General features: G+C 57.9%; 25 protein-coding genes and 3 pseudogenes. 11 read left to right on the forward strand and 17 right to left on the reverse strand.

Features of this window, described 5'->3' with window-relative positions; all coding sequences use genetic code 11:
* Positions 1–30 precede the first annotated feature (30 nt).
* Positions 31–345: pseudogene (locus BS630_RS30065) on the reverse strand (transposase family protein); the annotation flags it as partial.
* Between the two features lie 393 nt (positions 346–738).
* On the opposite strand from BS630_RS30065, the gene BS630_RS30070 reads away from it, so the two are divergent.
* The 3 genes from BS630_RS30070 to BS630_RS30080 all read left to right on the forward strand — a co-directional run bounded on the left by BS630_RS30070 (position 739) and on the right by BS630_RS30080 (position 3,280).
* Positions 739–1,407, forward strand: coding sequence for a tetratricopeptide repeat protein (locus tag BS630_RS30070; protein WP_077980322.1), 669 nt, complete (start codon positions 739–741; stop codon positions 1,405–1,407).
* A 113-nt stretch (positions 1,408–1,520) separates the two neighbouring features.
* The gene (locus BS630_RS30075) at positions 1,521–2,270 is read left to right on the forward strand and encodes a class I SAM-dependent methyltransferase (RefSeq protein ID WP_077980323.1); all 750 of its coding nucleotides are present in this window, start codon (positions 1,521–1,523) and stop codon (positions 2,268–2,270) included.
* A gap of 383 nt (positions 2,271–2,653) precedes the next feature.
* Complete coding sequence (locus tag BS630_RS30080) at positions 2,654–3,280, forward strand: VOC family protein (RefSeq protein WP_158081437.1); 627 nt, start codon at positions 2,654–2,656, stop codon at positions 3,278–3,280.
* An 81-nt stretch (positions 3,281–3,361) separates the two neighbouring features.
* On the opposite strand, the pseudogene BS630_RS30085 reads toward BS630_RS30080, so the two are convergent.
* The 5 genes and pseudogenes from BS630_RS30085 to BS630_RS30105 all read right to left on the reverse strand — a co-directional run.
* Positions 3,362–4,018 (reverse strand): annotated as a pseudogene (locus BS630_RS30085) (aminotransferase class III-fold pyridoxal phosphate-dependent enzyme); the annotation flags it as partial.
* Positions 4,019–4,065: 47 nt separating this feature from the next.
* Positions 4,066–4,356, reverse strand: a complete 291-nt coding sequence (locus BS630_RS38585) for a chlorite dismutase family protein (protein WP_342588097.1) — start codon at positions 4,354–4,356, stop codon at positions 4,066–4,068.
* A 287-nt stretch (positions 4,357–4,643) separates the two neighbouring features.
* Positions 4,644–5,279, reverse strand: a complete 636-nt coding sequence (locus tag BS630_RS30095; protein WP_077980325.1) for an NrsF family protein — start codon at positions 5,277–5,279, stop codon at positions 4,644–4,646.
* Complete coding sequence (locus BS630_RS30100; RefSeq protein ID WP_077980326.1) at positions 5,276–5,833, reverse strand: sigma-70 family RNA polymerase sigma factor; 558 nt, start codon at positions 5,831–5,833, stop codon at positions 5,276–5,278. Before BS630_RS30100 ends, BS630_RS30095 begins: the two co-directional genes overlap by 4 nt.
* A gap of 110 nt (positions 5,834–5,943) precedes the next feature.
* Entirely contained in the window at positions 5,944–6,558 is a 615-nt protein-coding gene (locus BS630_RS30105; protein ID WP_077980327.1) for a TetR/AcrR family transcriptional regulator, read from the reverse strand.
* Between the two features lie 155 nt (positions 6,559–6,713).
* Between BS630_RS30105 and BS630_RS30110 the strand changes: the two genes are divergently transcribed.
* The 3 genes from BS630_RS30110 to BS630_RS30120 are packed head-to-tail and all read left to right on the forward strand — an operon-like array spanning position 6,714 to position 8,465.
* Positions 6,714–7,370 (forward strand): peroxiredoxin-like family protein, encoded by a 657-nt coding sequence (locus BS630_RS30110; protein WP_245310542.1) that lies wholly within the window; start codon positions 6,714–6,716, stop codon positions 7,368–7,370.
* Between the two features lie 40 nt (positions 7,371–7,410).
* Positions 7,411–8,217: an SDR family NAD(P)-dependent oxidoreductase gene (locus tag BS630_RS30115; protein WP_077980329.1), complete on the forward strand. Its 807-nt coding sequence runs from the start codon at positions 7,411–7,413 to the stop codon at positions 8,215–8,217.
* 14 nt (positions 8,218–8,231) lie between these two features.
* Positions 8,232–8,465, forward strand: coding sequence for a hypothetical protein (locus tag BS630_RS30120; RefSeq protein WP_245310544.1), 234 nt, complete (start codon positions 8,232–8,234; stop codon positions 8,463–8,465).
* 27 nt (positions 8,466–8,492) lie between these two features.
* On the opposite strand, the gene BS630_RS30125 is transcribed toward BS630_RS30120, so the two are convergent.
* Entirely contained in the window at positions 8,493–9,236 is a 744-nt protein-coding gene (locus tag BS630_RS30125; protein WP_206118250.1) for an alpha/beta hydrolase, read from the reverse strand.
* 183 nt (positions 9,237–9,419) lie between these two features.
* Between BS630_RS30125 and BS630_RS30130 the strand changes: the two genes are divergently transcribed.
* Entirely contained in the window at positions 9,420–10,118 is a 699-nt protein-coding gene (locus tag BS630_RS30130; RefSeq protein WP_077980331.1) for a DUF1223 domain-containing protein, read from the forward strand.
* Positions 10,119–11,068: 950 nt separating this feature from the next.
* On the opposite strand, the gene BS630_RS30135 is transcribed toward BS630_RS30130, so the two are convergent.
* The 7 genes from BS630_RS30135 to BS630_RS30160 all read right to left on the reverse strand — a co-directional run bounded on the left by BS630_RS30135 (position 11,069) and on the right by BS630_RS30160 (position 16,914).
* On the reverse strand, positions 11,069–11,902 hold the full coding sequence (locus BS630_RS30135; protein ID WP_245310545.1) for a hypothetical protein: 834 nt from the start codon (positions 11,900–11,902) through the stop codon (positions 11,069–11,071).
* A 318-nt stretch (positions 11,903–12,220) separates the two neighbouring features.
* Complete coding sequence (tnpC, locus tag BS630_RS30140; RefSeq protein ID WP_077980332.1) at positions 12,221–13,777, reverse strand: IS66 family transposase; 1,557 nt, start codon at positions 13,775–13,777, stop codon at positions 12,221–12,223.
* Between the two features lie 69 nt (positions 13,778–13,846).
* The gene (tnpB, locus tag BS630_RS30145) at positions 13,847–14,200 is read right to left on the reverse strand and encodes an IS66 family insertion sequence element accessory protein TnpB (RefSeq protein WP_011651739.1); all 354 of its coding nucleotides are present in this window, start codon (positions 14,198–14,200) and stop codon (positions 13,847–13,849) included.
* On the reverse strand, positions 14,197–14,586 hold the full coding sequence (gene tnpA / locus BS630_RS30150; RefSeq protein WP_011651738.1) for an IS66-like element accessory protein TnpA: 390 nt from the start codon (positions 14,584–14,586) through the stop codon (positions 14,197–14,199). The genes tnpB and tnpA overlap by 4 nt, the downstream gene beginning before the upstream one ends.
* 202 nt (positions 14,587–14,788) lie before the next feature.
* Positions 14,789–15,439, reverse strand: a complete 651-nt coding sequence (locus tag BS630_RS30155) for a haloacid dehalogenase type II (RefSeq protein WP_245310547.1) — start codon at positions 15,437–15,439, stop codon at positions 14,789–14,791.
* Positions 15,405–15,536: a hypothetical protein gene (locus tag BS630_RS38475; protein WP_269207218.1), complete on the reverse strand. Its 132-nt coding sequence runs from the start codon at positions 15,534–15,536 to the stop codon at positions 15,405–15,407. Before BS630_RS38475 ends, BS630_RS30155 begins: the two co-directional genes overlap by 35 nt.
* Positions 15,537–15,543: 7 nt before the next feature.
* Positions 15,544–16,914, reverse strand: a complete 1,371-nt coding sequence (locus BS630_RS30160; protein ID WP_077980333.1) for a tetratricopeptide repeat protein — start codon at positions 16,912–16,914, stop codon at positions 15,544–15,546.
* 487 nt (positions 16,915–17,401) lie between these two features.
* Here BS630_RS30160 and BS630_RS30165 point away from each other — a divergent pair.
* The 4 genes and pseudogenes from BS630_RS30165 to BS630_RS30180 all read left to right on the forward strand — a co-directional run.
* Positions 17,402–17,786 (forward strand): annotated as a pseudogene (locus BS630_RS30165) (peptide-methionine (S)-S-oxide reductase); the annotation flags it as partial.
* Positions 17,787–17,814: 28 nt separating this feature from the next.
* Entirely contained in the window at positions 17,815–18,264 is a 450-nt protein-coding gene (msrB, locus tag BS630_RS30170; protein ID WP_077980334.1) for a peptide-methionine (R)-S-oxide reductase MsrB, read from the forward strand.
* Positions 18,261–18,800, forward strand: a complete 540-nt coding sequence (gene msrA, locus BS630_RS30175; RefSeq protein WP_077980335.1) for a peptide-methionine (S)-S-oxide reductase MsrA — start codon at positions 18,261–18,263, stop codon at positions 18,798–18,800. The genes msrB and msrA overlap by 4 nt, the downstream gene beginning before the upstream one ends.
* A gap of 111 nt (positions 18,801–18,911) precedes the next feature.
* Positions 18,912–19,109, forward strand: a complete 198-nt coding sequence (locus tag BS630_RS30180) for a DUF2934 domain-containing protein (protein ID WP_077980736.1) — start codon at positions 18,912–18,914, stop codon at positions 19,107–19,109.
* Positions 19,110–19,177: 68 nt separating this feature from the next.
* Here BS630_RS30180 and BS630_RS30185 read toward each other — a convergent pair whose 3' ends face one another.
* From BS630_RS30185 to BS630_RS30195, 3 genes are all read right to left on the reverse strand, one after another.
* Positions 19,178–21,829 (reverse strand): MGH1-like glycoside hydrolase domain-containing protein, encoded by a 2,652-nt coding sequence (locus tag BS630_RS30185; protein ID WP_376774678.1) that lies wholly within the window; start codon positions 21,827–21,829, stop codon positions 19,178–19,180.
* A 50-nt stretch (positions 21,830–21,879) separates the two neighbouring features.
* Positions 21,880–22,071 carry a DUF2934 domain-containing protein gene (locus BS630_RS30190; protein ID WP_077980337.1) on the reverse strand — a complete coding sequence of 64 codons (192 nt, stop codon included), beginning with the start codon at positions 22,069–22,071 and terminating at the stop codon, positions 21,880–21,882.
* Between the two features lie 181 nt (positions 22,072–22,252).
* Positions 22,253–22,465 carry a hypothetical protein gene (locus BS630_RS30195; protein WP_077980338.1) on the reverse strand — a complete coding sequence of 71 codons (213 nt, stop codon included), beginning with the start codon at positions 22,463–22,465 and terminating at the stop codon, positions 22,253–22,255.
* Between the last annotated feature and the right edge of the window lies 1 nt (position 22,466).

Below are 22,466 nucleotides of genomic sequence, written 5' to 3' on the forward strand. Positions count from 1 at the left end.
TTTCAGTGCGATAAAATCACCCAACACGGGCCGCGGCCGAAGTCTGGCACGATGCTCCGGCAGATGCCGCCACAGTTTGATGGCGTGACCGTCCGAGGAATAGGCGAACTTGTAGATCGTACTCATGACTGACCTAGATCGGATGCCGCTCCAGTCGCATCCGGCCGGCGATCTGTTGCGGCGACCAGCCATGCATGATGCGCTCGATCACCGACTGGCGCAGCTGCGACAGAACCACGCGAGTTTGCGCAGCTTGGCACGCCGTTCGCGCGCTATGCGATTGCCCATCACGCAGTAGTACCCGTTGAGGTCCGGCATCTCACGATCCTCGAACGAGTTAGACCGGTCATTACCGGCTGCGGACAAGCGCCAGCTCTGGTTTGAGAGCGCGCAAACGACGCTGCTGCTCGTCGAATATTCGCGTCATCTCCCGCGTCTCAGGGCCGCTCGGGTCCTGTCCGCTTCGCTGCTTTCCTGCCATCTAGTCCATATTCTGCTTTCTATCTTGGCCACCAGCTTCTCCCATTGGGTAGAAGAATGTCTCATTAAGCCACCTCGTTCGCGCGGGCCTTTTGTTACCGCTTTCCGAAATAGTATTTGACAGGCGGTTTCCAGCCCGAGCGGAAAAAATCGAGACCGATGTAACAACCTGCCACCACTCCACGTAGACGCCTTTGTCAGTCGCAAAGGACGGCCGGCGCCGGCCACATCATCCGCCGGCTTCCGAAGGAGTGCAAGATGAACCGCGATGCTTACGACCTGAACACCAGCAGTGGCAGCAGCGAAGCTTTCAAGGCGTTCGAGCAGAGCGTCTTCGGCCTTGCGGCGCATCGCCCCAGCACCAGCATGGCCACTCTCGCTGCGGATCCGGATCACGTGGCTGATGTGCCTAAGGGTTTTGCAAAGCTCATCCCAGCCCGCTCGGAACTTGCTATCAATGCCGATGTCGCGCTGACTGACGCCTGCGACGCTCTCACACGGAATGGCAACGGCACGGCCGACGGGCGGATCCTCGTGGATGCGTCGGCGGCCGCGAACCAGTGCTACTTCTCAGGCGCGATCGAGATCGTCGACAAGGTCTTCGCCGATAGGCCAGCGACGTTCCTGCCTTTCAAGATTTCCCACTCGCTCCGCTTCATGAGCGGCGATCGCACGGGGATGCTGGCAAGCAGTGGTCAGGCGGTCGATGCCCTCGACGTTACCGCTCCGGCCGCCGGGTTCGTGCTCGGTTGCCACGCGTTCACGCGCGAAGAGGCGGGCCCACACGAGGTAACTCTCACATATTCCCGACGGCTGAGAAAAGTCCTTTCAGCTGAACAGGTTAGGTTCCGTCCCCGAGCTTCCGCGATGTCTTGCCCGCTTGAGCTGATAGGATACGGCGATCCCGTGCTTCAAACACGAGCATAAAATCATTTGATCGGCAGAGAGTTACGCCTTCTTCGTCACTTACATTTACAATTGGAGACAAGGAAATAGTGGCATCAAATTTCTCTGGCGGGGGTACAACCCTATACGAACGGATGGGAGAGCGGACGACGCAACCGTTTGCTTTGCAGCTCCTGGACCAACTAGAGCCTTTGGCGAATTTATCCGTAGTTGACGTCGCCGCGGGAACGGGAGGGTTGGCGGTAGCTGCATCTGAAAGGGGTGCGTCAGTTTTGGCAGTTGATTTTGCGCCAGCAATGGTTGAGCGAGCCGAAGAGAGACTTCAGCAATTTCACCGATCGACCGCTAAGGTCATGGATTTTATCGCGCTCGATATAGCGGATGGCAGCCAAGATGTTGCGATTTCCAATTTCGGAATTTTGGCTTACCCCTCCTGGCAAGGTGCGCTGAAGGAGATGGTTCGCGTCATCCGGCCCGGTGGGGCCATTGCGCTCACCATGTGGACCAATCGGGACGACTGTTCTCCGGCTCATTTGCTGCACCGCGTTTTCCGTCAGCTTTTCCCGAACAAGGATTTATGGCCACCGGGTCTTTTCCCGATCTTCTCCCCTACGGCGCTAGAAAAAGGCTTACTCAGGGCCGGATGCGTCGATGTCAGAGTGCGTACCGCCCAAGCAGACTGGTCTCCATTTTCGTCCAACGACGTTGGGCGTGAATGCGATCCCATGTTCAGAGGTTTTCCTGGTTATGCTGGATTGAGTGATAGCAACAGATCAGATTTGCTAGCGTCTTTGAAAATGGCCTTTGAAGAGTACGCGGGTTCCGGGGGTGTTATACGTTTGCCCACAAAAGCGTTTGTCGTTTTTGCGAGCAAACCAACCTGACGGCGAACATTAGTTCGAGGCGAGTGTTAGAGCATTGGTGACGTTATCAGCGACTGTCGCTACGTCGTAGCGAATAGACAGGTTTCAATGCCGCGGCGCATGCTCCGACCTAGTCGACCAGTGTCGATAAGCTGAGGTCAATGCCTTCGCGGGTCAATCGCTCCGTCCACCTGAGCGCGGCGCTTCGAAAGCCTATTTTGCATGTTGATATCCAACGCTCGTGAACGTGCGTCCACCCGCGCGCCGCCACCGCACGGAAGCGCGGCCTCTAATTATTCGACCTGCTTGTAACATGTCTCTAGCACGACCCGTAGAAGGAGCAGAAATGCTCAACTGAGTGTGAGCAGCTTCTCGTCACACTATCCTAATAAGGAATGCAAAACATGAACATACCCAAAGTCTACAATGCAATGGTTCATGGTGGCGCGGCTTTCGCTACCGCCAGTCGTGCGCTCGCTCAGGCAGCGGACCCGGTTGCCAGGCAGGTCGTCTCAGAGAACACCACAAACCCTGCCGGCACGAAGCCAGCTCACCTCCACTACGGAACAGGCTTTCACCACATCAACGTTTGGGCCTTCGACATGGATGAGACAATCGCCTTCTATGAGCATGCATTCGGGTTTCGGCTGCTTTTCCGCTGGGAAGACGTTAATGCAGTCCGAGAGCAGCGGGCTCATTTTAACAACCCGCGTCAGGGAGCACACCTCGATATGGGCGACGGACAGATCCTAGAGCTGTCCCCAGCTCCTAAGGAAGCCGTCCGGCCTAACGACGGTGTCTCGAGCTTTCACCACATCGGCTTGCGTGTGTCCGATCTGGAGACGGCCTACTCTCGGGCTCTTTCTAACGGTGCCGCGCCTTATCCGCTTCGCGACGATATGGGAGGCGTGTGGGACGGCCCTACGACGATCACTCTCAACGCCCGCCCGCCCTTCAAGCGCTCTTTCGTAGTGCGCGCCGCTCACGTGCTAGGACCAAATGGAGAGATCATCGAGCTGTTTGAGGCCTAACGAAAGATGGCAGCGCGTCAGGCCGCAACGCTGATGGGGGGCTGATAGGTGCCCACCTACCAGCGCAGACAGCGGTTTCCGGCCGCGCGGCGGCACTAATACACCGGTCGATCCAGCGACGGGTTCAACGATCACAGCGGCAATGGTCTCTGCTCCATGCAGTGCGACAAGACGCTCGAGATCGTCTGCCAGCTCAACACCGTGCTCCGGCTGTCCCTTTGAAAACGCGTTTCGATCAAGATCATGCGTGTGACGGAGATGATCTGCTCCTGGCACCATCGGATGGACCCGGCGGTTGTTGAGAATCCCGCCGTCCGAAAGGCCGCCAAATCCGACACCGTGATAGCCACGCTCGCGACCGATAAGACGCGTGCGGGTCCCCAGCCCTATTGCGCGCTGATAGACGATCGCAATTTTCAACGCCGTTTCGACCGACTCCGATCCAGAACTTGTAAAGAAGATGCGGTCGAGGCCTGCCGGAGCAATTTCTGCCAAGCGCGCCGCAAATTCGAATGCGATCGGGTGGCCCATCAGGAATGTCAGAGCGAAATCGAGAAGGCTGAGTTAACGATGGACCGCATCTGCTATGCGCTGCCTTCCATGGCCTGCATTAACGCACCATAGTCCGGCCGTCCCGTCCAACACCTTGCAGCCGTCGGCATCTTCGAAATACATGCCCTTAGCAGATGCTAGCATCCGCGGCGCGGCCTTGAACTGTCTGTTGGCCGTAAACGGCATTCAGAAATTATCGAGACTCTGCTCATTCGAGCCACACGATGTAATTGTCATGCTTTCTCCCAATTTGCATGCTTCTTTTTCGAGGAAGCTCGTGTCAGACGGACCTCAACCTCGCGCGCGACATATCTCCATTCCTCAGTCATCCGCAAACGCTTCAGCAGTTCATCGAACTGAGGGGCGCTTTCCTCCGGAAATTCAAACCAAGTCAAAAAATCAAAGGATTCGCCTAAATCACGGCTGTGATAGAGTTGCCGCGCCACAGCTGGCAAATACTCCATACCGATCTGAAAATGTGATGACTGCGCTTCGACGATCGCTCTGCGTTCGTCCTGCGCCAGGCTCCACCAGGCATCTGACTTCCTAAATCGGGATCAGCGCCGCACAAAAGGCGTCAGAACGGTCCAGAGAGGATTGCATCTCTTGTAGTCGATCACGCTCGGACTTGTTCGTATAGCGCAACGAACTGGTCACGCCCCGAAGCCGCCACACACTCAAGGGGCGTGTGAACGAGTCATTGCCCGCGGTAACCTCCAGATGGGAAGCGATAGCCAGGTTCGCGCCCCTGATTGCACGAATGGTGTCTACACGCCATTGGCCTCGTCCCCCGCAATGAACACGGTGGAGGTCACCATTTCAGCATCTTTCGCCCGAGCAGCGCACCCACGGCGCAGACCGGGGCGATCGCCAGCGGATACCAGAGGATGACGAAAAGTGGGCTGTCGTCGTTACAGTTCGCCGCATAGAACGTTGCCGCAAGGCCGGAAGAAACAAGCCCGGCGACCGCCCCCGCAAGGCCCGGTCGCTCGGGTGCGCCGTGCCGCATCGCGTGCAGAAAACAGGCCAATGGGAATGCCGACAGTGACGGAATGATTGTCAGACAGAGTGTGGCATTGTGGCCTATCATTCGCGCTCCCCACGTTGCGCTCGGCATGACGAGGAGCTCCAGGGAAACCGCACCCGCAATCAGGATAACAGGCAAGCACAGCGCCCGGGCGCACAGGCGAAGAGATGCGCCGGGCCTGCCGATCCTGAACAGCACCATGCCGGCGGTGATGGCCAACGCAATGGTGATTACGAACTTGAACAGGAAACGCACGCTTTCGACGGCTGTATCGATATCGGCGCGAAATCCGATAAAGCCGAAGAACACGGTGCCGGCCATAATCGTCGCTGCGATCGCGGAATGAGCAAGCGCCTGATTGAGGCTGATACGAACGGGGGCATCCTGGGAGAGAAGCTTGATGAGGTCCTTGGTCTTCATATTGCGCGCTCCGAATATAGCGCAGCCAACGCCTTCAGCGCGCGATGCAACGACACCCGAACCGCGACCTCTGTCATATTGAGCCGATTGGCCGTTTCCCGTACACTCGTCCCCTCGATCGAGATGGCTTGAACGATCGTTCTCTGCGGATCCCTCAGTTTGGCAAGGATCTGCTCGACATCCATCCGGTCGGAGGCACTCAGCCGTTCCTCGCTCGCCAGCGTCGCCTCGACATCTTCCAGCGGGATGATGAAATGCCGCCCGCGTCGCCGAAGGCTGTCGATGAGTTTGTTACGCACCAGCACTGAAATCCACGGCGCCAGCGGTCTGGCCGGATCCCACGTCCCCCGCTTGAGATGAATAGCCAATAGCACTTCCTGAACCACGTCTTCGGCCTCGCTTGTTGGCGCGCCGAATTGGTCACAACGCCTTCGAGCCATAACCCGCAGATGCGGGGTGATCGCGGTCAGCAGCTTGTGATAGGCTCGGCTGTCGCCCGCAATCGCGGCCCGCATCCATGAGGCCCATTCCTGTTCACGCGCCGGGTTTATCATCCGACACATCCTTTTTCGGGGAATTGAGTGCGATTGTTACATGCGCCGCGTGGTTTTTTTGGCGGCTTGCGCATGGAGAGACGGAGCGCGTGGTCCTCGAGAGAGATTTATCAGGCAAATGACTGATCCGATTGCAGTTTTGATTCTGGTTCGAGCATCGCAAAAACCGGCCTAATCAGCCCTTCAAGCAGGTTCTTTTCAGGACGCGTTCGCGCAAGGACGCGGATGCCCAAAAGTGTTCCCAACAGTGTACCAGCCATATCGGTAGCGGACTGCCGTGCCCCAATTGAACCGTCTTTCTGGCCAGCCTCAATGCAGCGTCGGAAAAACGCCTCAACCTGGCGAAGTACCTCGCTGACCACTCGTTGGAACTCCTCGTCATGCGGAGCCACTTCGAGAGCGGAATTCACCAGCATACAACCCTTTCGTTTGGTGTCGCTAAGCGACCGCTCGATAATTTCGTTGAAGAAGGCCTGTATCGCGTCGAGAGGCTGCCTTTGCTCGAAACGTCCCACTCGATCTCCGAAACTTTGCTCGACATAAAAATCCAGCGCGCGTCGATAGACCGCGCGTTTGTCTCCGAAGGCGTTGTAGATGCTCGCAGTCGTCAGTCCCATTGCCCGAGCAAGATCGCGGATGGAGGTTGCGTCGTAACCTTGTTCCCAGAACTGCTCCACTGCGATCTGCAACACCTTTTCTTCATCGAATTCCCTTGGCCTGGCCATGTATCTGTCTCGCGGAAAGTTGATCGGACCTCCAAGCATAACTGGGAACTTGGCTGGATACTTTTTATAACAACTGATTTAAAACGCAATCGCGGGTCGTTCACGGCCATGCACATTTTCGAACGCACTTTTCATCCAGCCTAGGGAGGAACGAAATGATGGGTCTTGAGCAGGAGCTTGCCGGCTACAACGCCAATTTCGAGGCAAGTGCGCGCCCCGGCGTAGCGGCATTTCTCGATGCCAAGGTCGAGGAACTGACCGCCAGCTTCCATTTCGATCAGATACCTAAGCCTGGCGATTTGGCCCCGGAATTTTCGCTGCCCGGCGTCACAGGCGAGACGATATCGCTGCTGGAGACGCTAGCGAGCGGTCCAGTCGTCCTGACCTTTTATCGAGGCGCTTGGTGCCCTTACTGCAACATCCAGCTTGCTGCCTATGAGCGTGCCCTGCCGGAGATCGCCGAGGCGGGCGGATGCCTCATCGCTATTTCGCCGCAAAAACCGGACGGCTCCTTGTCGACGACGGAAAAAAACAACCTCACCTTCGATGTACTCAGCGACGCCGGCAACGCTGTCGCGCGGAAGTTTGGCTTGGTGTACCAAATGCCTACGGACCTTAAGAGCGCCTATGCCTCCTTCGGCGTCGATCTGGCTGCCATCAATGGCGACGATAGCTGGGAACTCCCGATACCGGCAACTTTTGTCATCGGCCGTAACGGCCGCGTGGTCCTGTCTCATGCGGAAACCGACTATCGAAAGCGCTTGCCAACGGACGCCATAGTTGACGCTCTGAAGGAAACCGCACCGGCCTAATGTGCCCGGCGCGAATATGAACAATGAATGAGGTAGAGAGATGGACCTTAAAGGAAAGCGCGTCCTCATTACCGGCGGATCGAGCGGCATAGGGCTCGCCATCGCGCATGCGATGATGTCTAAGGGTGCCCACGTCGTTATAACCGGTCGAAACGGCGAGCGGCTGACACGAGCCATGAAAGCGTTGGTAGTGAACGGATCTGATGTCGCTGCGGTCCGGGCCGACGTTGCGACAGCCGATGGGCGTGCCCGGTCACTTGAGGAGTGCCTCGCCGTGCTCGGCGGGCTCGACATCCTGGTAAACAATGCTGGGGGCGTTCGTGCAGGCCGACTTGAGAGCACGACCGAGGACGAGATAAGAGCGATGGTTGAGGTAGACCTCGTTGCCCCAATCCTATTGACGCAGGCTGCGCTTCCGCATCTGCGGGCTTCGGGCGACGGCTTGATCGTCAATGTAGCCTCCGGCATTGCCCTGATCGGGGCACCTTTTTACGCGACATACGCAGGCGTCAAAGGAGGGCTCGCGCGCTTCAGCGAGGCTCTGCGACGTGAGTTGAAGGGAGAAGGCATCCACGTCCTGACGCTTTACCCAGGCGCCACGGATACGCCGATGATGCAATCATCCAAGGCGGGACCGGAACTTGGTTTCACCCGGGAACCAGCAGAGGCAGTCGCCGAGGCTCTCATCGAAGGTATTGGAGCGGACGCTTTCGAAGTGATCCGCGGCGGTGAGATCCGCGCTAAAATGATCGCGACCAACCGCGACAATCCTGCCGCGATCGATGAACGATTCCTGATTATCAAACCCGCGCTCGAAGAAGCCGTGAGAGGCCATTCGGCGCTTTGACAGAGGAGATGAAAGTGACGAAACTCGCATTATTCATGCAACTTAAGGCAAAGGCTGGAAAAGAGGAAGAAGTCGTCGCTTTCCTGAAGGATGCCGCTGCCTTGTTGGAGCAAGAACCGCTGACGTCGCCTGGTTTGCAGTGCGGTTCAACCAGTCGACCTTCGGCATCTTCGATGCTTTCGACAGCGACCAAGGTCGCCAGGCCACCTGTCGGTCCAGGAGCCGGCATTTGCTCGCCGACTCCTTAAGCGTCCATACATTTCTTGGCGATATCCTCAGCGCGGAAGGGCACGGTCCAGGAATCCCATCACGTGTTTCCAATTTTCGTCGGCCCCGGCAGCATCTGCGTCACGTCGAAGGGTCGATGATCCGTGTGCTCCGTTCTTCGGAACATATTGGACTGCCTTGTGACCAGGCACCGCGCTCGCCAGCGCCCGCCCCGCCGATACTTCGCCGCCGTCGGGAGCCGAGGTGATGAAGACCGGAATCGACAGCTTGGCCGCCTCCTTCTCGATGGAATAGCCTTGAATATACTCCGCTGGTGAAAAGGCGAGCAGCGCCTTCACCTCAGGATGGCGTGCGGCCACAATAAACACCAATGCTGAAGAATAGCTCGATCCCCAGACGATGATCGGGCCGGAATACTGCGCGCTGGCGTAGGCGATTGCCGCGTCGAGATCGGGAATTGCGTCGGCATAGTCATAGCCGGTCCCGACTTTTGCCGCTGTCTCGTTAATATCGCCCCACAGATTGCCTCCGGAGCGCTGGTCGACAGCGAGCGTCGCAAAGCCCGCCTTGTTGAGAATCGGCGCCAGCGGCGCATATTCGCTTTTGTTAGATCCGGCCATGTGAAACAGGAGGATCGTGCCGCGTGGCTTTCCCTCCGTCTTGTCAAATTCCGCATAGACCCGAACACCGTCCCGGGCAGCAAACGATATCGGCTCGGCAAGAGCCTGCAACGCCATTGCGGGGCATAGTGCGACCGCAGCCGCAAGGAAAATGGATCGTCGTTGAAACATGTCTTCTCCCATGAGATCGTGATGACCTCTCCCATACGCAGCGCGGTGGCGCATCGTTACAGCGGACCGTTGCATACGGACCGATCACTAAGACGTGACGGCGTAACAATGCCTCTGTTTCCCGCGAACTTAAATCAACCGCCCGGATTGTCCGACGCGGGGTTTTACCTTGGGAGCCTCACCATGAAACATCGCGGCAGGATTGGTAGATTCTTCTTGCTGCCTCTTTTGACGTGGGTCGCGGCGATGCCCGCGGTCGCGGCCGACGGGTCGCTAACCGTCGTTGAGCTATTCACGAGCCAGGGCTGTTCATCCTGCCCGCCCGCCAATGCCAATCTCATCAAGATTAGCAATCGCTCAGACGTCCTCGCACTGAGCTTTGCCGTGACCTATTGGGACTATCTCGGCTGGAAGGATACCAATGGCAGGCGGGAATTCACACAGCGCCAAGTCACCTATGAGCCCGCCCTGAAGCAGAGCAGTCCCTATACGCCGCAAATGGTGGTAAACGGTTCGACTACGGTGGTTGGAAACAGCTTACCGGAGGTTCAAGCTCTGATATCCGACGCCGCTCCTTTAAGGGGACCGGCCCTGGCATTCAGCCAAGACCGTATCCAGATCGGCGCTAGCGCCGAGGCCGGCGACGCCGACGTCTGGCTCGTACGTTACAATCCACGGATCGAGGCCACTCCTGTTGCAAGAGGTGAGAATGGCGGAACCACATTGCAGCATACCCATGTGGTCCGTCGCCTCGACAAGCTAGGCACCTGGACGGGCGACGAGGTCTCCTTTCCGCTGCCTGATCCTCAGGCGGGATTGAAGACCGCTGTGCTGGTGCAACGTCCGAACGGCGGGCAGATCTTATCGGCTATCACCGATTGACTTCTCCCCACGCAAGCTCGGATGGGACGCGATCTCCGATGGCGTCCCATAGACACGGAGTTCAGTCAGGAAACCCGATCGCGGCGGAGTTCCCATTGCTCGAAGGCGCAGTACGTCGACCGACTCGCGCTCAGTAGAGAAAGGACATAGCGGCCTGCGCCGGCCCGCGCTGAGCATGTAATCACAGCCGCCTTGCTTCAGTCTATTGTGCTGTTATCAGGTTATCCTGGGTTTGGTATGGAGGTCGCCGGGAGGTCGGCTATTTTCGTCCTCGTAGAGCGTAACTCGGTCGTCGGGCGCCGTTCGGGCAAACTCGGTCCCGAAAACTGCAAGCGCCTGCTCCAATTCCATGGCAGTCAAACCTCATGTGTATCTGCGACCAAGATTCCCTCGGTTCGAGTTCGAGCGTTTAGAATTCAAGTCTCGGGTCGATCAAAAGGTTAGTTCCTCAGATAAGGATGAAGAGGCAACTCAGAAGGGTTTGGTGACCGCGAGCCAAGCGATGAAGCGAATGCCACGAGGATGGCTACCGGAGCGGCGCGGAACAGTGGTCCTACCATTTTTCCTTCCCGCAGCAGACGTCTCAACGCCGTCGCCTGGAGGCTGTGCAGACCACTCAATAGCACCACTGGGATCATTTTCAGCAACAGCCAGGGTGAACTCTCCCACCCAACACCGAAGGCCATCGTGAAGCCCGCCATCCAAACGACGGCGAGAGCCGGGGTAGTCACTAGGCCGTCCCAACGCAAAATGGTTTCACCAAATCGGCCACCATCGTACGCGGTGTTCTGATCGCACCTTCCGGATCAGTGCTCGATTGACGATGTTCGGTCCATCGATTTTCAGCTTACGCTCGAACCCCAAGAGCCGGTGCGCCGGGTTGAGGTCTTTACCAGCGGGCGGCGGTTCGAGTGGAGCGACGAGCAAAAGTTGCAGATCGTTGCCGAGAGTTATGAGGCGGATGACTTGTTTGGCGGCTTCCAGCCCAATTCAGCCATGACGAGGCCATCATACCGCTCGCTTATGACGGCGCGTCTCATATTCTGCGCAAGCGGATCGTGGAATATTTCGAGCGCTCTTTGAGACTCTTCAGCCGAGAGCCAACCGTCGGATAGTCGCCAGCGTCGATAAAACATCCAGTCGAGTTTGCCTGACCGGCTATGCTCGACGCCAGCACGCGCGCGCGCCAGCTCAATTTCCGACGGGACAATCTCGGGAGGCGCGACGTCCTGCCCTCGTCGCTTGGCGTTGGCATAGTTTGAGTCTCTGACCTCGCCGCTGAGTATCACCCTCTTTTCCACATCGTCGTCAGTGATCGTCACGAGGCGGTCCATTTCGTCGTTGATGTCATCAGGCATTGTCTCGCAGGCAATTTTGACTGCTTCCACAAAGCGAACGTCTTGGACGTTTGAAGGCTTCCAGCCGTCCGCACCTCGCCAGTGGATCGTCTCTGAAGCTTCTGTCCATCGCCCCGTCTCCGTGAGACCGAGGATGGCGAGCAGCGGTAAAATGTCTGTGCTAGCCTGTGCCGCGTCCGCTGTCTTGTAGGCAGCGATACTCGCATCTGGGGTTGTCCGAGCCGGTTGATATCTCCCGGGTGGGGTGGGCGCTCCCGGATGCAAGAACGTCACATCCGCCAGTCCCAGGACAGTCACGCATAGGTCATCCCAGCGCGGTAGAATTTCGGGTATTCTTGGACAGTCCTTCGCCAGCGCGCCTGGCCCGAAGCGCTCTGCCTGTCCCAACGCCACCAACGCATCACACCCCAACTGATAAGCTGTCATGCTTCCATCGGACCATCTCAGCGGTGATCGACTGTCCACCGGCAGACTTTCCCTCAGGAATTCGATGACAGCCCTTGGCCAATCGTCGTTCGGTCCATTCGCACTCATTCGCTTCTCGCCACTTTGCCGGGATCATGCAACTATTGCATGTCGTCGGCAGAGCGTCATGGATTTTGGCGTTGTGCGATGGATGTTGGTCAACAATCTCCTTTGAAACCAATCAGTGCCAACGAGACAGCTACAGTCAGCTCCATCGAAAGTGCCTATCGCAAGTTATTCAGACGTCTTCACGATGGAGCGTCGAGCCAGCGATCGATGTTATCTTGCTAGGCAATTCCACGGCAGCAGTTCTTCGACGCGGCTTTGTTTGTGACCGTTGACGACGGCGCTGAGCGTGGCGGTCAGATAGGCCAGCGGATCGACGGCATTTAGTTTGCAGGTCTCAACCAGCGAGGCGATAGTTGCCCAGTTCTCTGCTCCAGCGTCGTGCCCGGCGAAGAGAGCATTCTTCCTGTTCAAGGCTATCGGCCGAATGGTTCGCTCGACGCTGTTGCTGTCGATCTCGATGCGGCCGTCGGTCAGGAAGAGCTTCAGACCCTCCCAGTATTTGGCCATATAGGCCAAAGCCTCGCCGAGTGGGGACTTCGTACCGACACGGGCACGGTGACTGACAAGCCAGGCCTGCATGTCAGTGATCAGTGGCGCTGATCGTTCCTGCCGTCCAGCAAGGCGAGCCTGCGGATCAAGACCGCGCAATTTGGCTTCGATCCGATACAATTCTCCGATCCGTTTGACCCCGTCCTCGGCAATCGGTGCTGATCCGTTGCGGGTGATCTCCATCAGCTTGCGCCGGGCATGGGCCCAACAATACGCAAGCCGAATGTCCGCGCCGACCCTGTCCGGTGCGATCAGCCTGTTGTATCCGGCATAGCCATCGACCTGCAGGATGCCCGAGAAGTCCTGCAATATGCGCTCGGCATGAACGCCCCCGCGACCCGGAGCATAGGTGAAGGCAACGCCCGGTGGAGCGCCGCCGCCCCATGGGCGATCATCCCGCGCCAGCGCCCAGAAGTAGCCGGTCTTGGTCTTGCGCGAGCCGGGATCGAGAACCGGGGCACGGGTCTCGTCCATGAAGAGCTTGGTCGAGCGCTTCAGGTCCGTGATCAATGCATCGAAGACGGGGCGCAATTCGAACGCTGCTCGCCCGACCCAGTCGGCAAGCGTGGATCGGTCGAGATCGATGCCCTGGCGGCTCATGATCTGGGCCTGGCGGTAAAGCGGAAGATGATCGGCATATTTGGAGACCAGCACATGGGCGACGGACGCTTCCGTCGGCAGGCCAGCCTGGATCAGGCGTGCCGGAGCCGGAGCCTGAACCACACCGTCGGTGCAGGCACGGCATGCATATTTGGGGCGGCGAGTGACGATGACGCGGTACTGCGCCGGGACGACATCCAGCCGTTCGGACACATCCTCGCCGATGCGATGTAGGCAACCGCCGCAGGCGCAGACCAGGCTTTCCGGCTCGATCACCTCCACCACACGGGGAAGATGTTTTGGAAGAGAGCCGCGATTGATCGCGCGTGGCTTGGCAATCCTATTTCCAGTAGGAACGTCCGCCTCATCCTCGGCATGGATCGTGGCAATTGCCGTTTCCAGGTCTTCCAGTGCCAGATCGAACTGGTCGGGATCGGTCTTCTCGGACTTGCGCCCGAAGGCTGCCTGCTTGAAGGCCGCGACCAGCTTCTCAAGCCGTTCGATCCGCTCGTCCTTGCGGGCAATCTGGGCGTCTTTGCCTGACTCGCGTTCCTGGGCTGCAATCAGCATCGCCTTTAGGGCGGCAACATCATCGGGAAGATCGGCGGTATCAAGCATGGCCAGAATTTACCAAATCCCGCGCCGATTTGCCCTTGGAATCTGTCGTGCTGAGTCACAGTGCCGCAGCTATTCGATAGCCTCCGGCGTTCTCGTCTGGACGGCATGAACCCGCCGCCAGTCGAGGCCCGCAAAGAGGGCTTCGAACTGGGCGTGGGTCAGCGTCATCAGTCCATCCCGTATGCCGGGCCAGGTGAAGGTGTGATCTTCCAGCCGCTTGTAGGCCAGCACAATCCCGCTGCCATCCCAGTAGATCAGCTTCAACCGGTCCGCCTTGCGCGACCGGAACACGAAGACTGTTCCGGTGAACGGGTCCTTGTGCAACTCGTTCTTCACAAGCGCCGCCAGTCCGTCATGCCCCTTGCGGAAGTCGACTGGTTTAGTCGCGACCATGATCCGAACGCGGTTCGATGGAAAGATCATGTCGCCGCCGCCAGGGCACGCGCGATGGCGGCGATCCGGGCAGCAGGCGCACCTTCCTCAAGACGGATGGTGACAAGGCCGACGACAATCTCGGCGCGGGACACTGCTTTGGGGGTCGGCGGCTCCGGTGCGGGCATCTCGACAACCATGGCCGCGAATTCGACTGCGTCTTCCGGCTCCGGTAAAACCAGCTTCCCCTGCCGCGCCAGCGTTCGCCAGGACGACAGATGATTGGCTTTCAACCCGTGACGTTCCGCGACCTCGTTCACCGTCACGCCCGGACGCAAGCTCTCCGAAACGATCCGTGCCTTCACCTCGTCCGACCATTGGCGGTGAGCCTCCCGTCGGCTCCGTCGCTTCGTGAGAACCTCCAATGTAGTCTCCATGGAGAAACTCCTTGTCGCTCGTCCATGGAACGTCGATCACAGATTAGGCGACAACGGGCAATGTGGGGCCAGAACACCGGTTACCCACCATCGACGTTCCGCGGTGCAACGATTGCGACTCGTAACGCAAGCGCCATTGCCAACATGCCTCCAATGAATGCGACAACGGCAAAAACGTGCAATGCCTTGACGTAGAGATACATTATCCATTGTTCCCATGATCGCAGAACAGGCTGGAGATATCCGCCAATGAGGCAACCGTGAAGTCCGCAGTATGGTACAACATTTCCGCGTTACCCCGTATCAGTCCGTAGAAGAGCCGCTCGTCTATGCTATTCGGCGCGACGCGCGGCCCGGGAACGCTGGTATCGGTGCGCGCGACGCGGACGACCGTGAAGCCGAAACTCTTGGCACCATAGATGTCGATGCCGTTTGACGAGACGAACACGACGTCGCTGCGTTCGACGGCGAGAGCCTGCTCCACAATCTCATAGGCCTGTGGCGCGGGCTTGAAGGCGCGAACGGCATCGACGCTGAGGATGTGATCGAGATACCGTTCGAGTCTGGAGTTTGCGGCAAGGGCCGATAACATTGATCGAGTCCCATTCGACAGGATTGCTCGACGATGTGGCACCAAGTTGTCGAGACAGACAACTGCATCATCATAGGGGGCGAGATCCAGATAGGTGGCAGCGATATCCAGACGCAACTGTTCGCTGGCGGCCAACTGAAGCGACCCAAGAGTGTAGTCGAGCGATCGCAACGTCATGGACCAGAAGTCCTCATAGCGGTTCATAAGCGTTCTAAGCCACGAGTATTCAGGCCGCTTCATCCGCCAGACATGGGCAATCAAGCTTCCCTGGCCGGGGAAAGGCGGCTTCGACCGATTGCTCGACTGACTCCAGATCGTAAAGCGTGCCATAGGCATCAAACACAAATGCTTTTTTCATCGATCTCTCAATTTTGAGCCGAGACCGCCGGCATCAGTATCAAGCTATTCCGGTCATGGCCTGCGACGATCTTCAGCATGGTGCCGGCTTGGACGTTTATCGGCTTGGGAAACGGGTGCAGGACCTGCAGCCAACCGCCATCGGAGTAATCGTCTGGGTGGTTTGCAAATTCGATCCCCTCCGCGAGGTCGATTTTCATCCACTGCACGACGCCGGTGGCGACACCGTCCGAGATAATCGGAATATCGAGAATACGAATTTCTTCGGAATGTTTTGGCCGGGTCAGGTCGATCGTTAGAAGCTCGATATCCGATGAGAGTCTCTTCCATTCCGTCATCGTGCCATGTACCGGCAATCGATTGGCAGCAAGCGCCGAGAATTCCGATACGTCGAAGCCTGACACCTCATCGACAAATGAGTATTTGCTGAGGACACTACTCTCAACCAAGCAACCGACAGCGGTGGCAGCTCGCGGGATAATCGTCGCCTCGTCGCTTATCAGCCGTGTGTGTGCGTCCTCAAAAGTGTTGAGGACCTCCTCTGCGAGAAGGTCACTGGACAGAATTTCGGAAACCAGAATGTCGGCCCGATTCTCCATGTCCTCTCCGATGACAAGATCCGTGGACATTTTGTTGATAACCGCAATGCGCGCAGAGAATCCGTTTTGCGCCACAATCCGTTTGGCGGTGTCCGCGATGACCGGGACTGCTTCACAGGTGACGATGTTCGTCGCGCCTGCTCTCGCAGCCATCATGGACAGGAGCCCGCTGCCGGCGCCGATATCGAGAATTTGGGCCGAGGTTCCATGCGCAGCAACGGCTTTCGTGATCGCCGCCTCGAAGGCCTCGTTTCTGGGCACATCGTTCAACATTGGAATATGCCAAAAGGGAACGATCCTCGAGGTCAGACGACGAACCTGATGTACCGGCAAGATGTTCTCGGGCTGAAGCTGCATCATCCGCCGGAAGCCATCGAGGGCATCGTCGTGGCGATTGGCCCGTGCAAGAGCTACGGACAGATTGTTGAGGACCAGCGGATTGTTGGGCGAAGCTTTCGCCGCATCTTCAAAACAGCCTATAGCCTCCACAGTGTCGCCACGCTTGAGAAGCAGGGCGCCTTTTTCAAGAAGGGCGACCAAATGGTCTGGTTTGATCCGAAGCATGTCGGTCCAGTAAGCAATCGCCGCCTCGGCGTCGCCTTTCAATGCAGCGATGCCGGCAAGCAGTGGGAGCACGTCCAGAACGCGGTAGCGATCCTTGAGGACCTCGCGATAATATTGCTCGGCGCGGTCGATTTCGCCAGCAGCGTGAAACTTCATCGCCTGATTTAGGGACTCGCGAACCTGGGCGAGCGCGAAAACCTCACTGTCTGCCGTCATCAAACATCACCATGTCATACAGTTAATTTTTCATGACTGTTACGCACAGGACGCGTGGTCCGTTACAGCAAGCGTAAAATTTCATGGGATCGTCTGTGATCTCAGTTTTGGCACGGTCGGGACCGGTCGAAGACTGCTGCCTCAAGCGTGATCGGTTTGCTACGCGGACGCCGGGACTCGTTTTACGTTGATTGCAGCGCCTCACGTTCCAGTGTTGATTAGTTTCCAATGTAACAACCGCGTCCCGGCGAACGTATCTCGACTGGACAACCCGTCCTACTCTAAGGAGACAGGTGTGCTGAACCGAAGAACTCTTCCCGCCCGTGCAGGCGGTGCTGCCGCGGCGTTGGGCATCGGCTTCACCAAGGCTGGAGCTGAAAACGCATCGCAATATGTCGTTGCCCATACCAACGAAGAATTGCGCCACATGCTCAGCGGCGATCTATACACCGTGCTGCGCCAGGCTGCGACGGAATACCCTTGCGTCGATCCCAAGAAGGTGAGCTACGGGCTTCTGCTGCAATTCTATTTTTCCGTCCCGCACGACCCGACCAGCTCAAACGACAGGGCCCCGATATCGGAAGGAATTACCGTTCTGCGATCTTCCCGACAAATGACGAGCAGCCAAAGGTCGCCAAGGCCTATATCGGCCGGCTCAATCACGCCGGCGCGTTTGGCGCGGCAATTGTCACCAACGAGACGGGCAAGACGGTCTACACAGCCGACAACTACCATCAGGATTTCCTGACGAACCCCCGACTTATCCCGATATTGTGATCAACGATCTGCCGAAGATCGCAAGCCTCAAGCAGATGTTCCCGTCGGATTATCGCGACAAGCCCGTTCTCGTCGCGTCTGCAGGAGGCAATTGACGTGGCAGGTCATTGCTAGGAGAAAATCATGCAGCACTATGGAAAGAGTGCCGACGCCATCGCCAAGCTCACGCCGGAGCAATACCGCGTGACGCAGCAGTCGGGCACCGAGCGCCCGGGCACCGGCGCATATCTCGATAACAAGGATCCGGGCATCTACGTCGATATCGTATCGGGCGAGCCGCTCTTTGCCTCGGTCGACAAGTACGAGTCCGGCTGTGGCTGGCCGAGCTTCACTAAGCCGATCGAGCCTGCCAATGTCAGCGAGCTGACCGATATCTCGCATGGAATGGTGCGCACCGAAGTGCGCTCCAGCCACGGCGACAGCCATCTCGGCCATGTCTTCCCCGACGGCCCACGCGATCGCGGCGGCTTGCGCTATTGCATCAACTCGGCGTCGCTCCGCTTCGTCCATCGCGACAAGATGGAAGCGGAAGGCTATGGCGCTTATCTCGATCAGGTGGAGGAAGTTCAATGACGACGGAACGTGCAGTTCTCGCAGGCGGCTGCTTCTGGGGCATGCAGGATCTCATTCGCCGCTATAACGGCGTGATGTCGACCCGCGTCGGTTATACTGGCGGCGAAGTGCCCAATGCCACCTACCGCAACCACGGCAACCACGCCGAGGCGATCGAGATCATCTTCGATCCGGCCAAGATCAGCTATCGCGAACTGCTGGAATTCTTCTTCCAGATTCACGATCCGTCGACGCCGAACCGCCAGGGCAACGACCGAGGCGCCAGCTACCGTTCGGCGATCTTCTATACCAGTGACGAGCAAAAGCGCGTCGCCGAGGACACGATCGCCGACGTCGATGCATCGGGCCTGTGGCCGGGCAAGGTCGTCACCGAAGTGACCGCCAACAGCGACTTCTGGGAAGCCGAGCCGGAACATCAGGACTATCTGGAGCGGATTCCGAATGGCTATACCTGCCATTTCGTCCGCCCCGGCTGGAAGCTGCCGAAGCGCCGCAAGGGCGACGTCGCGGCGTCAGCGCCGGGGAAACTGCCCTAGCGCTGGGCGATTCTAAATCCTGCTTCAGATTTGTTCGTGTGCCCGTCTCACGGTGCAAATCCCTAACCGAGTCCGTTTCCATCACAAGGAACGGATGGAGACCATGCCGTGATTCATCTTGCAGAACGAAACCAATGGATTGGCAAACGTGCGTATGCGCTCTGGGAGGCGGCAGGGCGGCCGGATGGCAAAAGCGCGGAACATTGGCATCAGGCGGTTGAAGAAAGGGATGCGCTGGAACGGAGCCGAGCGTCGATAGACGGCGCCGAGATCCTTGCTCGTCTCGGCAGGCAGGCGAGCGGTGGGTGACTGTACCGGGCGCCGTCTGGCTTATGGCGCGTTAAGAAATCCGCGGAAAATCATGTCAGCCTTTCGCGCTACCGGCGCGCGGGCATTACCATTCCCTGATCGTGGAGAAGATTGGCAATAAGAGCCGTCCACCCGGTCTGGTGCGAGGCACCAAGCCCCTCCCCGGTGTCGCCGTGAAAATATTCGTGGAACAACAGGTTGTCATCGATCGTCGCGTCCGATTTCAAAGACGACCGTCGGCCGCCCGCCTCGCTTATGAAAAGCCTCTGTAATCGCCGGTTTAACTCATCCGCCACCTCCTTCAGACTGAGCATGTGACCCGATCCGACCGGGCACTCGACCTTATAGTCGTCGCCGAAGTAAGCATGGAATTTCCGCAACGAATCGATAAGCAAGAAGTTGACCGGCATCCAGATCGGCCCTCGCCAATTCGAATTGCCTCCGAACAGGCCGGTGACTGCCTCTCCCGGTGTATAGGTGGCGTCAAGCTGCATGCCAGCGAAGCTGACGCTGCATGGTGCATCGAGATGTGCTTTGGACATCGACCGTATGCCAAAATCGGAAAGAAATTCGTCCGGATCGAGCATCTTTCGCAGCAGGTCTCTCAACCGGTCGCCATGCAGCAGCGAAAGAAGGCTTCGTTCGCCAACCCCTGGGTCTGTCCACTTCGGTACCAGGCTCGCCAATTGCGGCCGATGCTTGAGAAACCATTGTAGACGTTTGGCGAACCCCGGAACCTTATCGAGAACGGCCTGGTCAAGCACTTCAACAGCAAAAATCGGGATCAAACCGACCATTGATCTTGCAGGGATCGGGTGAATACGCCCCTCCTTGGTGTGAAGAATATCGTAGAAGAATCCGTCGACGTTATCCCAGAGGGCCTGGCCGCTGCCCGCGACGTCAGCCATGGCGCCAGCAATTGAAAGGAAGTGCTCGAAGAATTTCGTGGCGATATCCTCATAGACCGGATCGGTCATCGATAGTTCAATCGCAATGCGCATCAGGTTCAGTGCATACATGGCCATCCAGGCCGTTCCGTCGGCCTGATCGATCGAAGCGCCATTCGGCAAAACCTCCGAACGGTTGAAGGGACTGATGTTGTCCAGTCCGAGAAACCCACCCTGAAAAATGTTGCGGCCGCCACTATCCTTGCGATTCACCCACCAGGTGAAGTTCAGCATCAGCTTGTGAAATATTCTCTTTAGAAAGTCGACGTCGCCCACGCCGGTCAGCGCGCGGTCCATCTGGTAGACCTTTAGTGCAGCCCACGCATGGACGGGCGGATTGACATCACCGAACTCCCATTCGTAAGCCGGAAGCTGCCCATTGGGATGCATGAACCACTCGCGTGTAAAGAGAGCGAGCTGGCCCTTGGCAAAGGCGGGGTCGACAAGCGCCAGCGAGACGCAGTGAAACGCTAGGTCCCATGCGGCATACCATGGATATTCCCAGGTGTCGGGCATGGCGATGACGTCAGCGTTGTTGAGGTGACGCCAATCGGCGTTGCGGCCCTTGCGCCGCTCGGCCGACGGCCTCGGCTGGGCAGGATCGCCGTCCAACCAGGTCGGAACATCAAAATAGTAGACCTGTTTAGACCACAACATGCCTGCCAGCGCTTGCCGCTGCACCTTTCGAGCATCCTCGTTGTCGATGCCATGCTGGAGGGCACGATAGAATTCGTCCGTCTCCGCGACACGCTCCTGGAAAACCGTGTCAAAATCGATGAATGGTTCCGTCGCAATACCGTCTGGGCGCCATCGAAGCCGGAGTTCGCGGCTCCCCAAAGCGGGAATGTCGAGTATGCAGTGGGCGGCAACCTTGCTGCCACGTCCGTTCGCGCTGATAGCGTCTGCCTTCCGATCGACGACATAGTCGTTGATGCCGTCCTTGAACGGACCCTTTGCAGGCGATCCGAACAGGAGTGGTGCGTTGGTTTCGTTTTCACAGAAAAGAAACTCCGCGCGCCGATCGACGCTCAACCGCCATGTCCTTTTGCCTGCCCGTCGCGCCAGCACATCTCCTATCGCGGCACGTTCAAGAACAGGCCGCTCGTTTCCAGTCTTCCATGACCAGGTGTTTCTTGCCCATAACTGCGGCAGCACATGAATGCGCGCCGCCTCGACGGCGGCATTTTTAATGACGATGCGCATGAGAACGTCGTCCGGCGCCGCCTTGGCATATTCAATCGTTACATCGAAAAATCGACCGTCGGCGAATATGCCGGTATCGGGGAGTTCGTACTCCCGCTCGATACGCGAACGCTCGCCATTAACGCGGATGAGCTCATCGTAAGGAAATGCCGCCTGCGGATAACGATAGGCCATTTTCTGGTAGGAGTGCGTTGGTGTGGCATCCAGATAGTGATAGACTTCTTTGACGTCCTCACCATGGTTGCCCTGCTCGTTGCTCAGGCCAAACAGCCGCTCCTTGAGGATGGGATCTCTTCCGTTCCAGAGTGCCAGCGACAGACACCAGCGCATGCTGTCGTCACAGAATCCGGCAATCCCGTCTTCGCCCCAACGATAGACCCGGCTTCGTGCATCGTCGAACGAAAACGCGTTCCAGGCATCGCCATTGACACTGTAATCCTCGCGGACAGTCCCCCATTGGCGTTCGGCCAAGTACGGCCCCCATCGGCGCCAGTTGGCATCGCTTCCCCCACGCAGACGGCGTCCCTCGGCAGTGTCGAAGATTGATTGTGGCTTCATGTGCATCGTCATACCGTTAGATTGGAAAATCAGGGCACCATCCAGCCCTGAATCCAGTATCGTTACTTCGCTTTTCCCTTCGGCACTGTCACTGCCACCGGCACGGCCTCTTTCGTCTCGGCCACGAACCGTGCCTGATGCCAGTGGTCGTCTGCCCGGCCGTCGGGCTGCCCTTCTTCCAGCCAGAGCAGATAGGCGCGATGACGGATATCATCTTCGTTTGCTTCGTTCGTCGACTCGGCCGTTGTTTCCATCGTGTTGTTCCTGTGCTGATCGTTGACGCTGCGCCGAGACAATTCGACGGCGCGCGGACAATGTCGTGTGGTCCGCGTAACTTCTTCGTTGGAATGGGTCAGGTTGTTACATCGTCCTAATTGTACCGACACAATTCGGCGCTCATGGCAGCACGAAATGCCGCCCGATCGGTCTCACAGGTTAACGATCGAACCGGGACAAGAAGTTTTGGAGTCCCGAGAGAAGGCCGATAACGACGACGGCGAAAATGAGGTATCGCAGTTCCTCGAATATCGTGCCATTCAGATAGTGGAGCCCATAGTTCCAGATCAGGACAACAATTCCGATTGCAAGCGCCGCCAGGACAAGGCCGATGACGTGACGGGTCGGGGTGGCCGTTTCGTTTTCACTCACG

It is taken from the genome of Rhizobium laguerreae (genome assembly GCF_002008165.1).
Lineage (GTDB): Bacteria > Pseudomonadota > Alphaproteobacteria > Rhizobiales > Rhizobiaceae > Rhizobium > Rhizobium laguerreae.